This is a genomic window from Vibrio cionasavignyae (genome assembly GCF_050337155.1).
Lineage (GTDB): Bacteria > Pseudomonadota > Gammaproteobacteria > Enterobacterales > Vibrionaceae > Vibrio > Vibrio nomapromontoriensis.
This window is the reverse complement of record NZ_JAKJSR010000013.1, coordinates 220,024-233,514: the sequence shown is the minus strand read 5'-3', so window position 1 is coordinate 233,514 and position 13,491 is coordinate 220,024. Positions and strand designations below refer to the sequence as shown.

Genomic DNA, 13,491 nt, shown 5'->3' with positions numbered 1-13,491 from the left:
AAAAAAGGCGATACATCTATTGATGTATCGCCTTTTTCTTATGTTGACTAAACGCAATAAAGAGTGCTTACCTTACGGCTGAGCGATAGTTTTGGGTTTATTTTGTCTAATAGCAAGAATGACTTGTGGTAATAGCGACGTTGCGATCATACCCGACATAAGCAAATATTGTGGTAGGGTGAAAGACTCGCCAAGTAAGATAAGCCCACAGACGATACCAGCAATCGGATTGGCAATGCCGCCAAAGGTGAAATCGACCACGGTCATTCGTTGCAACAACCACACATACATGCCGTAGCCGAGAGCGGTATTAAGGCCTATCACCCACAGTAATCCCATTAAGTTCTTACTGCTAAATTCATGATATACATTAAGGTACATCGATGGGGCGACAGTCATATGAATGCTGGCCGCGATAGAGAGCATGAGCCCACCTAGAATTAATTGCCAAGTGAGTACCGTCCACCAATGCATTCGGCTACCGAGCGATTTGGTGATACTGCTACCAACAACGATACACATGATAGCCGCCAGCATCGCGCCAAGCCCGATTGGGTTAAGAGTCATAGAGCCGGGTGAAAATAAGAAGTACGCTAAAATCACCAAAGCTAATCCACTTATGGCCTGAATCCAGCTAGGTTTACGCTTACCTACTAGCCAGTGAAATAGCATGGCAAACACAGGAACCGAGACCATTCCAACTCCCGAAATAGCGGATGGGAGTGTTTGTGCCATGACAAAAATTAATCCAAAGAAAGTCGCTATGTTAATTAAGCCAAGGCTAAACAAAATTTGCCAGCCCCCCTTCTTCGGTAAAGTGGGTTTAACTGCGAGTAATAGTAAACCTGCAGGTAGTGCTCGCAATGCACCAAGTAGAATGGGTGGCCAGTCGGGCAGGGAGAACTTCGTCACAGCGTAAGTCGTTCCCCAGAAGAAAGCAGGTATCATTGCGAGTAATATATTCATGGTGATTTATCTTTACGTTAAGATATTTGCCCTAAATGTACTAGCAAAGTTGAATAATGTAAAGTATCTTAACGTTAAAGTAATTTTGACGGGCGTTATGATTTTCAACGAACGTTATCTTAATGGAGAGTAAACACTAATGGATGCTGTAGATCGCGTAGTCACGCAATGGGCAAAAGAGAAGCCAGAATTAGAAACTGAGCCGATGGCCATGATGGGGCGAATGATGCGCCTTGCTAAATATATGGAAACCCAAGTTGCTGAAGTCCATAAAAAATATGACTTAAAGATGGGGGAGTTTGATGTTCTAGCAACGCTCAGACGCAGTGGTAGCCCTTATCAGCTGACGCCCTCTGAATTGATCGATTCTATGATGTTAACCTCCGGTGCCATGACTAACCGTATGGATAAGTTAGAGTCTAAGGGATACATCTCACGAACGCATAGCAAAGAAGACAGACGCAGCGTAAGAGTCAAGCTGACGGATGAAGGGCTAGTGCTGATCGATAAGATGATGGAAGAACACGTGGAAGTGCAACAGAAACTGGTCCATTCTTTGTCCAAGCCACAAAAGAAAAACCTTAATCAGTTGTTGAAGCATTGGCTAGGGCAGTTTGAATAATGGTTGTCTTCTAAGCATAAGCATAAGCATTAGAGTGCGTCTATTTCGCTGCCATATCTCATGTCGATTCCGGCACGTGGCTGCTCTTCCAAATGTTATCTTGCTAAGAAACAAATGATAGTTTTCATGAAGCTCCCGCATTTTCGGGAGCTTTTTTATTGCGGGTCAATCAAGTTTTGTCAATAAAAGCAAATCCATCTATTCGAAAGGTTAGAGGGCCGCTAATTATTGAATACGGTGGTGGCGTTGTACTATTTGCCTCGTCGATGGGTCAGCCTCGGCAATACCTTTTGGCTACCGCGATGGTTTGCGGGGCATTAATCCCATGGACGGTTTTTTCATACCCTGAGGTTACAATGAAAAAATCAATTTTGGCACTAACAGTTATTTCTTTATCAAGCACGGCACTCGCAAATGACTATGCAGGTTGGCGTATCGGTGCGGGTGCGACAACGGGCCTTGAATCTGATGTAGGTAAAATGAGCGCACAGCCACGCTTGGAAGTGGGTTATGACTTCAACCGAGTGTTTTCTTTAAATGGTTATGCACATGGTCTGAACAATAAGACGGTATCAGACAGCTATTTAGTGAGAGACGTTCCGGAGGCGGCAATAGGAGAGGCAAGTCTCAATGGTTGGCGTGCTGGTATTGAAGCTGAAGTCGGCTATGCGTTTGATGTGGGTGTTGTAGACATCAAACCTTATGCAACGTTGGGCGTTGCGACCCAAGGAGGTGAACTCCGCTATAACTACATAGATACAGATGGTCAGCATATATTGAATGACATAGAAGGCGGTGTTGAAAAATTGGGTGGCGCAGCGCTAACAGGTGCGTTAGGTGTACGTGTTAATACACCGATCGGTATTTATGTTGATACTCGTATAGAGCGCGCACCATTTAAGAAAAGTAGCGTAATGAAAGATAATACTCAAGGTACGGTGATGGTAGGCTTTAAGTTCTAAACTTTGGCTTTGCAACCCGCGCTTTCGTAACAGTATAAATTGAGCCTTCGCATGTGCGGGGCTCTTTTTTTATATGGAACGTACTCTTGTTTCTAGTGTTGATGTTTCCGGTTTAGTGTCATTCATTAAGGTTTAAGACAGATGTTGCTGGTTTGAGTAATGTTATGGTTATGTAAACATAATTCTTGCAACACTTAGTCGGAATGGTATTTTTAATGTAAGTAGGCTATTGATTGATTTGGGGTCATCACATGAATAATAACTTTGCATTTGAGAGTAAATTCTACGCCAATCACCGTGTTGATGCGGATACAACGAAGTGTATGGCGCAATTGAACCAAATGATTTTACGCTATACGGATGAGTTTGTGGACTTACCCGTAGATGCGGCGCTAAATGGAAAACTGAATGGCGCTATTCATTTAACTTCAGGTGAAATGGAGCAATATGCTCTAGAGCCAGGAGAGCCAATGGCTTCACGTACTGAACTCGATAAGCTTGCGGCAAAAAAATACATTCTATTATACGTGGATCGTTGCATCCGAATTTACAATGGACGCCCCAATAGTCTAATCAATTGCGCCTTTGCTTCAATTGTTGAAACGATGCACCATTTGGATATTATTTCGTTCGATGAAGCGGAAGCATTTTTGGTGAGCACGCTGAGTGACACTAAAGATAAATAGGATTGGCGATGTTGAAGTGACAAAGCCTCCATAAATGAAGGCTTTGTAAAGTACTAATGGCTGTTAACTATTTTTCTGATTCTGATTCTGGGTCTATGTCAGTGTTGTATTCAGTATTACGTGACAGGTTTTGCTTAGGTCATTGAGGTATACGTTTTAATTAGGTTGTTCATCACTGAACAAATTAGCGTGGTCAATGCCTATCAATGCGCAACTTTCATCAAGATCGGAAAGATCGCCACTTACACCAACGGCGCCAAGTACCGTTTTCTCGGCATCCCTAATTAATAGCCCACCAGGAACTGGCACCATATTGCCATGCGCCAGTACGTTAATGGCTGAAATAAAGGCGGGTCTTGCGTCGGCATCTTGTGCCAATTTTCGGGAAGAACAGCCAAGTGCGAGAGCTCCCCATGCTTTGGCAATGGCGATATCAGGGCGCATCATGCTGGACCCATCCTGTCGTTGCAGTGTAATGAGTTTTCCGCCACTGTCGAGTACCGCGACAGTGAGCGGTGCACTGTGACTTTCCTCCCCAGCGCCAAAGGTGCCATCTGTAATGGTCAGTGCTTGCTTGAGCGTTAAACTTCCCATGTTAATCTCCTAGTTTTATCGCGTTTATCGTGGTGCTACTAACTATTGAAAGATGGCATCAAGAAAGCGGCATGCTGTAGAAGCGGTATCACATGCCTGCTTTTGACTGGCCTTAATGTCGATATTATCTTGCGATGTCTATGACCTTGCCGACCATTAGATACGGGCGACTCCTACAGTAGTTGATAGCTTGGAAGGGTCAGGAAGCTCGCGAATGTCTTTGCTGTTGATAGCTCATAAAAAAGGTCAGCTGTTTCAACAAAGCGGCCAGCAGCATAGCGCGTCTCGCCAACTTCCTGTTTGATAGTGTTGAGTTCTTCATAGAGCCAGCGATGGAATAGTGTTTTGGTGAACACTTGTCCGTCATCTAGCTCTATAGCGTGATGGATCCATTGCCAAAGGTTAGCCCTTGAAATTTCAGCGGTAGCTGCGTCTTCCATCAGCCCGTAGATAGGGACGCAACCATGCCCTTGAATCCATGCCTCAATGTAATACACCGCAATTCGAATGTTTTTTCTAACGCCAGCCTCATCTCGGGTTCCGGGACAAGGGGCAAGCAGCTGCTCGGCATCAATCGTATGCGTTGGACTCGGGAAATTAAGTTGGTTCGCTTGCCCTTTCAGGTGCTCGTTAAATGTCGACATCGCTAAATCAACTAGAGCTGGATGCGCTACCCAGGTGCCATCATGGCCATTACGGGCTTCTCGTTGTTTATCATCAATGACCTTGCGGGTGACTTGCTGCATTTCTTGTGTATCTTTTGATGGGATGAATGCCGACATACCTCCCATGGCGAGTGCACCTCTGGCGTGGCAAGTTCGCACTAATAGTTGGCTATAGGCTTTAAGAAAGGATTGATCCATTCCAATGCCATGTCGGTCGGGTAGAATTCTGTCTGCATGGTTTTTAAGTGTTTTGATATAGCTAAAGATGTAGTCCCAACGTCCACAGTTCATCGCAACAATATGTTGGCGCATGACATAGAGTATTTCATCCATTTGGAATACCGCTGGTAAGGTTTCAATAAGTACTGTGGCGCGAATGGTCCCTGTGGGCACATTGAAATAACGCTCTGTGAAGCAAAATATGTCATCCCACCACTGAGCTTCTTCCATGGTCTCTAGCTTAGGAAGGTAGTAATACACACCTTGGCCTTTTGCTGCGCGCGTTTGGTAGTTATGGAAAAAATACAAGGCAAAATCCATCAGGCAGCCAGGTATTGCTTGATGCTTAAATTGAATCGATTTTTCGGGTAAATGCAAACCTCGAGGACGAGCAATGAGCAAAGCTGGGTCGGCGTCTAATGTGTAGTTTTTTGCTTTGCTTTGATCGTAATAATTGATCGTTCCTAAATTGGCGTCACGCAGATTGATTTGGCCCTCAACCATATTTTCCCATGTGGGTGACGACGCATCTTCAAAGCAGCACATAAAGACTTTGGCGCCTGAGTTAAGGGCATTGATCACCATTTTTCGCTCAACGGGTCCGGTAATTTCAACGCGACGATCAAGCAAATCCTGAGGTGGCGGAGTGATCTGCCAAGTTTTATCATCACGAATGGCCTTGGTGTCCGTTCGAAAATCAGGCGTAGCTCCTTGATCATACTGCGCTTGTATAGCGTCTCGCTGCTGAAGTAGGGCATCACGTCGTTGGCCAAATTTATCGACTAACGAGGATAAGAAGCACAACGCTTCATCCGACAAAATATCTTTATATCCTTGTGGTCGGGTCGTACCAACGATTTGGATACTGTGCATTGTTGTTTCTTCCTTCGCGTCATTCATTGTCATTGCTCGTCTCCTTTAAACAATGTCTTTTGATTTTGTATACAAAAGTACATTAATTAATCTACTTATATTTTAATTTGTGTGAACAATCAAAGGGTATTTAACAATTATTTTTCATTTAAAAATCAATGAAAATATTTTTATGTGAAGATATTTAATATAAAGCTAGTGTGAGTGTGGTGTCTGGAGTTAGTGGTTACTTAGTGTATAAGCTCTATGTTGCAAAAATGTACAATTTTAACTTGCGATATCTCCAATATGATTCATAGTACACAAAACAAAGTTGAATTGTATACAATCTGAATTGGAGAACAACATGGCGAAGATGAAAGCAATTGAAGCGGCGGTAGAAGTATTAAGACGAGAAGGGGTAAACATCGCCTTTGGTGTTCCGGGTGCAGCAATAAACCCTATGTATGCAGCAATGAACAAACTAGGTGGTATTGATCATATCTTGGCGCGACACGTTGAGGGAGCGTCTCATATGGCAGAGGGCTATACCCGTACTCAACAAGGCAATATCGGTGTTTGTATCGGCACATCTGGCCCTGCGGGTACCGATATGATCACCGGGCTCTATTCCGCGTCTGCAGACTCCATTCCTATTTTGTGTATTACTGGACAAGCACCGCGAGCGCGTCTGCATAAAGAAGATTTTCAGGCGGTTGATATTGAATCGATAGCGAAACCTGTCACCAAGTGGTGTACAACGGTTCTCGAACCAGCGCAGGTTCCCCGTGCTTTCCAGCAAGCTTTTCATTTAATGCGGTCAGGGAGACCGGGTCCCGTATTAATTGACTTACCATTAGATGTTCAGTTGGCAGAAATCGAATTTGATATCGATACTTACGAGCCTTTGACACCTTATAAACCCGTCGCGACCCGTCCACAGATTGAAAAAGCAATGGAGATGATGTGTGCGTCATCCAATCCTTTGATTGTGTCTGGCGGTGGTGTTATCAATGCGGGCGCTTCTGAGTTGTTGCAACAGTTTGCTGAAATTACTGGAGTACCCGTTATTCCAACGCTCATGGGATGGGGGTCTATACCAGATGATCACGAACTAATGGCGGGCATGGTGGGCTTGCAAACCGCCCACCGTTACGGCAACGAAACCATGTTAGCTTCAGATTTTGTCTTTGGTGTGGGTAACCGATTTGCTAACCGCCACACTGGATCGGTTGATGTGTATACGCAGGGCAGAAAGTTTGTTCATGTTGATATAGAGCCAACCCAAATCGGCCGAGTGTTTTGTCCGGATCTAGGTATTGTCTCCGATGCTAAAGCTGCACTTGAGCTGATGGTGGAAGTGGCACGTGAATGGCGCTCTGCTGGCAAGCTACCTGATAGAAATCAGTGGGTAAGTGAATGCCAACAACGTAAAGCAACCCTGTTACGTAAAACGCATTATACCGAAGTACCCATTAAACCAATGCGTGTCTATGAAGAGATGAATAAAGTCTTTGGCCGTGATACGTGTTATGTCAGCACTATCGGTTTATCTCAGATTGCCGCGACTCAGTTTCTGCATGTTTATAAACCTCGTCATTGGATTAATTGTGGGCAAGCGGGTCCTCTAGGCTGGACTGCACCAGCGGCTCTGGGTGTCAAAGCGGCGGATCCGAATCGAGATGTTGTGGCTATTTCGGGTGATTATGATTTTCAGTTCATGATGGAAGAGTTAGCGGTAGGGGCGCAGTTCAACTTGCCTTACATCCATGTGTTGGTGAACAACTCGTATTTAGGGCTAATTCGTCAAGCACAGCGACAGTTTGATATTGATTACTGTGTTCAACTAGCTTTTGAAAACCAGAACGCGCCAGAGCTGAATGGCTATGGTGTGGATCATGTCACCGTGGTTCAAGGACTTGGCTGTAAGGCAATACGAGTCACTGACCCAGAGCAAATGCAAGACGCATTTTTGCAAGCGAAAGAACTGATGAAAACGCATAAGGTTCCGGTGGTGGTTGAGGTGATATTAGAGCGTGTTACCAATATTGCGATGGGCGTAGAAATTAACGCCATTAATGAGTTCGAAGCGCTATCTGAATCCATTGAAGATGCACCGACAGCATTGCCACGCCACCAATAATATGGTGGCAATTAACTAACAATCTTTGAGGAGAAGAGAATGCCAAAATTTGCTGCCAACTTATCAATGCTGTTTACCGAATTGGATTTTATGGCACGTTTTTCAGCCGCATCTGACGCTGGATTTCACGGGGTTGAGTACTTATTCCCTTACGCAGAGTCTGCCAACGATATTAAGCGCCAGCTTGATCAGAACCACTTAGAGCAAGTGCTATTTAATCTACCGGCAGGTAATTGGGATGCGGGTGACAGAGGAGTCGCGGTTGACCCGAGCCGAGTCGCTGAGTTTCGAGAGGGTGTGCCAACTGCAATAGAGTACGCCAAAGTATTGGGTTGTAAACAAGTGAACTGTTTAGCCGGTATTGTACCTGATGGCGTGACGACAGAGCAGGCGCAAGCCACTTTTGTGAGTAATTTACGCTTCGCTGCGCAAGCGTTAGAAGAGGCAGGTATCTCCCTTGTTATAGAAGCGATTAATACTCGTGATATTCCCGGCTTTTTCTTAAATACGACAGCGCAAGCTAACGCCATTATTGAAGAGGTCGGTAGTGCCAACCTCAATTTGCAATATGACATTTATCATATGCAGATTATGGAAGGAGATTTAGCGCCGACAATTCAGCAGAATCTAGGGCAGATAGCTCATATTCAGCTTGCAGATAATCCAGGCCGACACGAGCCGGGTACGGGTGAAATTAACTACGCCTACTTACTCAATTATCTTGATGAGATGGGCTATCAAGGCTGGGTCGGTTGTGAATATAAACCTCAAACTACCACCCAAGCAGGCTTAAATTGGCTGAATGAATATCGCTAGGTTGGAATTAAGAGATTACGAAGACGTTAAGGAGAACATAGTATGAAAGTTGCATTTATTGGAACAGGAATCATGGGTAAACCCATGGCCGAAAATCTGCAAAAAGCAGGGTATAAATTGATTTTTTCTGATCACTTCAATGCGCCGCCTGCAGAGCTTGTTGCCGCAGGTGCACAAGTTTGTCACTCTCCAAAAGAAGCGACGCTATTGGCCGATGTGGTCATCATTATGGTGCCGAATACGCCGCAAGTAGAAGCCGTACTGTTTGATGATGATGGCGTGGAGCAGGGGCTGGCTCAAAGCCGTGATGAAAAACTGGTGATTGATATGAGCTCCATCTCGCCAATGGCGACCAAATCTATTGCTAAGCGCGTTAAAGAAAGTGGCGCTCAATATTTGGATGCGCCTGTGTCTGGCGGAGAAGTAGGCGCAATCAATGGTACGTTAAGCATTATGGTTGGGGGCGAAGAAGCCGCATTTGATGCAGCGCGCCCATTGTTTGAAGTGATGGGGAAAAATATTACCTTAGTTGGGGATAATGGGGCAGGTCAAACATGCAAGGTCGCTAACCAAATTATTGTCGCACTGAACATTGAAGCGGTCTCTGAAGCGTTGGTGTTTGCATCTAAAGCTGGCGCAGATCCAGCGCGAGTGCGCCAAGCTCTACTTGGTGGTTTTGCTAGCTCCAAAATTTTAGAGGTGCATGGTGAGCGAATGGTGGAAGGCACCTTTAATCCAGGTTTCAAAATTGCGCTACACCAAAAAGACCTTAACCTTGCTCTAATAGGAGCAGAAGAGCTGCAGGTGGCATTGCCAAACACTCAGACCGCGTTAACATTGTTTGATGAATGCGCTGCCATGGGGGGAGAGGAATGGGATCACTCCGCACTGATTAAGGCGATAGAGCAACGTTCTGACCATGATATTCGTCGTTAAGAGTAACGACACATCCGTTCCGCACGCGCCCTTATCTCTTAGTAGAGTTTGAGCATAAGGGTTTCAATCGCGTAGTTTCGTCTCCTTTTATACGCGTTCCCTCTACAATTCAATCGGTTGTGAAACGTCTTTATCGCAAATTCCAAGGTGTTGTTTTTCACCATCGTGGGTTTCTGCATCATGACGGTTTCCGAATTAACAGGCATTGATTTGGGTTGTAGTGGGATTTTTTCTTCATATATCAACGAATGTCACGTCTGCGTGCGTGTTATTTTCACATCATTGTTTGCGCTATGCTTCTGACTCTTAGACTATTCTTAGCTTATTTATGCCATTGGCATTTTTATATTTCTTGGATTTAGCCAACGAAATCATTACCATGAAACACGAGCAGCCAGCATGTAGGAAAAACAATGTCACGGATAAGACGAAAGAATCAAGATTTGATCATCGAAGTTGCCAGCGAACAGTTTGCCACCCATGGCTATGCGGCAACAACAATGGCAGATATTGCCAAAGCTGCCGATATACCTAAGCCCAATGTGTTCTATTATTTTAGCTCTAAAGATAAATTGTATTGTGCGGTATTAGAAACGGTGACCAAACCTTTATTGGAAGCTTCTCGTCCTATTGAAGAGCTGGATAATCCTGTCGAAGCGTTAAGCCAATATATTCGAACGAAGTTGACTATTTCACGCGACCACTCTCATGCTTCGCGTGTATTTGCCAGTGAAGTGATGTCTGGGGCGAAGGTACTTCCGGAGGGTATTCGAGAGCAGCTTTTCAAACAATCCCAAATGATAATCAATAAATTCTCCGTTTGGACTGAACAAGGTTTAATGGAGCGCGTTCCTCCTCACCACCTAATGTTCACCATATGGGCAGCCACACAAACCTACGCCGATTTCAGCTGGCAAATTGGCAGTGTTATGGATAAGCCGACGCTCAGTGATGAAGACTATGAACAAGCCGCATCATTTTTAACGCAGCTGGTGATCCAAGGGTGCGGGGTAAAAACGCTTATCGCTGGTGATGTAGGAGGATAATAAAGGCAGAATGATCTTAATACAGTTGCCTCTGTCTGATTAAATCGACCGAGGCGAGCGGAATCATTTTGTTTCATACGCTGTTATCCCGTTCAAATACTGTCATTTTACTCGTCATAAGCCTACTCAGGCTGGAACCTACCGATCGCGCCCACCTAGTCACACACTGTGGTTAACTTACTTTTGCTATTCTCTATTTTTGTTCCATCTATAAATAGAATGAACATCTAAGCTGTAAATCTTATTTTTGGTAGGCATACCATAGCTGGGAAAGGCGTTTTGAAACCTATACTGAAATAAATGGTGCACTTATATGTTGAAAAAGGGATTTATAATCGAAGCAGTGGAGCGTATATCGCATTATACGATAAAATATCAGATATGAGTAAGTCCAATTTGCTTAATATCTAGAGTAAATATATAAAGTTACAATACATTCATAAAATGGAACTTACTATGATTTCACTTATTGTTTTTATTGTTATCATTTTGCTTATCGCGGTGTTCGCTGTCAGCATTTACAATAAGCTGGTGACGCTACGTAATCGCTTTAAAAACAGCTTTGCTCAAATTGAGGTTCAGTTAAAACGTCGTTACGACCTGATCCCAAACTTGGTGAGCACGGCAAAAGGTTATATGGAACATGAGAAAGAAACCTTTGAGCGTGTGATTCAAGCTCGTAATCAAGCCATTTCTGGGTTGAAGGCAGCAAGTGACGCTCCAGACAGCGATGCTGCAATTAGCCAATTGGCACAAGCAGAAGGCATGTTGCAAAATGCGCTAGGTAAGTTGAATGTGGTTGTCGAAGCCTATCCAGAGCTAAAAGCCAATGAAACGATGAGCCAATTACAAGAAGAGTTGACCAGTACTGAAAACAAAGTTGCCTTCGCTCGCCAAGCATTTAACGATGCTGTCACCAACTACAACACTTACAAGCAAACATTCCCACCACTTTTGTTCGCTAATATGTTTGGTTTCCATGACGGTAAACTGCTGGAATTTGCAGACAGTGAAGCAATTCAAGATGTACCAAAGGTTGAGTTCTAATGGATTTTTTCGATCATCAAGATACCGCGCGTCAGCGCACCGGGCTCCTCGTGTTCCTGTTCTCCTTAGCGGTATTAATTATCACAGGTTTGGTAAGCGTACTATCGATTGGTATCTATTACGGGGTGACTGGCGAACCCTTTGATCAGCGAACCGCTATTCTCTACGTCCTGCTGTGCTTTGCTGGGGTGACATTCGTTGTGGCCATAAGCTCCATGATTCGTCTGTCTGAGCTTTCTTCCAATGGTGGTAGAGGTGTCGCTGAGAGCATCGGTGGTAAACTCATTTCATCAAATACATTAGATGCCCAGCATAGACAGCTGCTAAATATCGTGGAAGAGATGGCAATAGCATCTGGTATTCCTGTTCCTCCTGTTTATGTCATGTCGGAAGAGCGTGGTATTAATGCTTTTGCCGCAGGCATGAGCATTGATGATGCGGTCATCGGTGTAACGCAAGGTGCTTTAGACAGCTTTACGCGGGATGAACTTCAAGGTGTCGTTGCGCACGAGTTCAGCCATGTCTTAAATGGAGATATGCGTTTGAACACGCGTTTGATTGGCGTGCTGTTCGGTATTACTTGTATTGCGCATTTTGGTCACTTGGTTTTAGATAGCACACACTACAGCCGTCGTACTTCTAGAAGTTCCTCAGATTCTAACAAAGGCTTCATGGTGATTATGCTGATTGCTATTGTCTGTTTAGTTTTCGGTTGGGTTGGCACCTTGTTTGGCTCTATGATCAAAGCGGCGATCTCTCGTCAACGTGAGTTTTTAGCCGATGCGAGTGCTGTTCAGTTTACACGTAATGACCAAGGTATTGCTGGTGCACTAAAAAAAATTGGCGGTCACACGGCTGGCTCTAGTTTAAATTCCCAAACGAGCAATCAAATGAGTCATATGATGTTTGGACAGAGCAGTCTATCGGGCTTCACGGGCTTCTTTGCTACTCACCCACCGCTAGATGAAAGGATTCGCCGCATTGAGCCAAACTGGGACGGCAGCTTTTCTCTCAGAGGCCAGAGCCAAGATTCTGCCTTCAGTCATGAACAAGTGAGTGGGTTTGCGTCGGGTGCCGACGCTGTACCTCAAGATGTATTGCCGACCTTCACTGAGTTTACGGAAACCGGTAAGCAGCTTATCAGCCAGCTACCACAAGATTTGGTGGATATTGCTCGTGAACCCTACAGTGCGCGCTTTATCGCACTAAAACTGATATTTGATGGCAGCGACATACAGCGAGAAATGATCAAAGGCCATATTCCCATGGCTTCTCATGCAGCATTACTACCTTGGCTGGATTATGACTTACCTCTTCACTTGCGTCTTCCTTTGTTAGAATTGGCCACCCCCTCACTAAAATCTCTCAGTGAGGGGCAAAAGAATCGGTTATGTGAAGTGCTAAGGGAGCTATCTCAAACCGACAATCATTACTCTTTAGGAGAGTGGTGTGTGATCAACTTATTAGAGAAGCAAATTCTCGTTTCGTTTGGCGCTACTCGCCAAAACAAAAACTTGAAGCAGCTTAAGCAGAGCGTTTATTGGCTATTGAGGGAGTTGTCTTGGGTGAGTCACTCAAGTCCCATAGAAGCACAGAGCGCATTTAATAACGCTATTGCCTCATTGAGCTTACCGGAAGTTGCATTAGAGCCTGCAAGTAATAGCTGGCGTTTGAGCCGTGCCGAGTTGGAGTTATTGCTTCAGCTTAAAGCGCAAGAACGCCGCTTGTTTGTGAAAGCGTGTCGTTTAGCGATCGAGTCAGACGGTAAGATTACTGTTGCCGAAGGTGAACTTTATCGAGTGATCGCCAGCTTCCTTGACGTACCAGAGCCGCCGTTAACTATTTCGATATAAGAGCATCGATATAACAGCATCGATATAACAGCCTCGAGATAAGATAAACGATTCTTTGCAAAGAAAAATGCCAGTGGTGACCGC

12 protein-coding genes are annotated in these 13,491 nt (G+C 44.7%); 9 read left to right on the top strand and 3 right to left on the bottom strand.

Annotated features, from left to right (window positions below; genetic code table 11):
• Positions 1-72: 72 nt before the first annotated feature.
• The gene (locus L4D74_RS10650) at positions 73-966 is read right to left on the bottom strand and encodes a DMT family transporter (protein WP_428752110.1); all 894 of its coding nucleotides are present in this window, start codon (positions 964-966) and stop codon (positions 73-75) included.
• A gap of 139 nt (positions 967-1,105) precedes the next feature.
• On the opposite strand from L4D74_RS10650, the gene L4D74_RS10645 reads away from it, so the two are divergent.
• The 3 genes from L4D74_RS10645 (at position 1,106) to L4D74_RS10635 (ending at position 3,236) form a co-directional block, all read left to right on the top strand.
• Complete coding sequence (locus tag L4D74_RS10645; RefSeq protein WP_428752109.1) at positions 1,106-1,588, top strand: MarR family winged helix-turn-helix transcriptional regulator; 483 nt, start codon at positions 1,106-1,108, stop codon at positions 1,586-1,588.
• 356 nt (positions 1,589-1,944) lie between these two features.
• Positions 1,945-2,550, top strand: a complete 606-nt coding sequence (locus L4D74_RS10640; protein ID WP_428752108.1) for an outer membrane beta-barrel protein — start codon at positions 1,945-1,947, stop codon at positions 2,548-2,550.
• Between the two features lie 251 nt (positions 2,551-2,801).
• Positions 2,802-3,236: a hypothetical protein gene (locus L4D74_RS10635; protein WP_428752107.1), complete on the top strand. Its 435-nt coding sequence runs from the start codon at positions 2,802-2,804 to the stop codon at positions 3,234-3,236.
• A 156-nt stretch (positions 3,237-3,392) separates the two neighbouring features.
• Here L4D74_RS10635 and L4D74_RS10630 read toward each other — a convergent pair whose 3' ends face one another.
• Positions 3,393-3,830, bottom strand: a complete 438-nt coding sequence (locus L4D74_RS10630; RefSeq protein WP_428752106.1) for a GlcG/HbpS family heme-binding protein — start codon at positions 3,828-3,830, stop codon at positions 3,393-3,395.
• A gap of 173 nt (positions 3,831-4,003) precedes the next feature.
• Positions 4,004-5,620 carry a malate synthase A gene (gene aceB, locus L4D74_RS10625; protein WP_428752105.1) on the bottom strand — a complete coding sequence of 539 codons (1,617 nt, stop codon included), beginning with the start codon at positions 5,618-5,620 and terminating at the stop codon, positions 4,004-4,006.
• 313 nt (positions 5,621-5,933) lie between these two features.
• Here aceB and gcl point away from each other — a divergent pair, with 313 nt between their 5' ends.
• From gcl to L4D74_RS10595, 6 genes are all read left to right on the top strand, one after another.
• Positions 5,934-7,709, top strand: coding sequence for a glyoxylate carboligase (gene gcl / locus L4D74_RS10620; RefSeq protein ID WP_428752104.1), 1,776 nt, complete (start codon positions 5,934-5,936; stop codon positions 7,707-7,709).
• A gap of 39 nt (positions 7,710-7,748) precedes the next feature.
• Complete coding sequence (gene hyi / locus L4D74_RS10615; protein WP_428752103.1) at positions 7,749-8,525, top strand: hydroxypyruvate isomerase; 777 nt, start codon at positions 7,749-7,751, stop codon at positions 8,523-8,525.
• A 42-nt stretch (positions 8,526-8,567) separates the two neighbouring features.
• The gene (locus L4D74_RS10610; RefSeq protein WP_428752102.1) at positions 8,568-9,461 is read left to right on the top strand and encodes a 2-hydroxy-3-oxopropionate reductase; all 894 of its coding nucleotides are present in this window, start codon (positions 8,568-8,570) and stop codon (positions 9,459-9,461) included.
• Positions 9,462-9,874: 413 nt separating this feature from the next.
• Entirely contained in the window at positions 9,875-10,507 is a 633-nt protein-coding gene (locus L4D74_RS10605; protein WP_428752101.1) for a TetR/AcrR family transcriptional regulator, read from the top strand.
• A 456-nt stretch (positions 10,508-10,963) separates the two neighbouring features.
• A complete protein-coding gene (locus tag L4D74_RS10600; protein WP_428752100.1) occupies positions 10,964-11,554 on the top strand; it encodes a LemA family protein in 591 nt (196 codons plus the stop codon).
• Positions 11,554-13,407, top strand: coding sequence for a M48 family metallopeptidase (locus tag L4D74_RS10595; protein WP_428752099.1), 1,854 nt, complete (start codon positions 11,554-11,556; stop codon positions 13,405-13,407). The genes L4D74_RS10600 and L4D74_RS10595 overlap by 1 nt, the downstream gene beginning before the upstream one ends.
• Positions 13,408-13,491 lie beyond the last annotated feature (84 nt).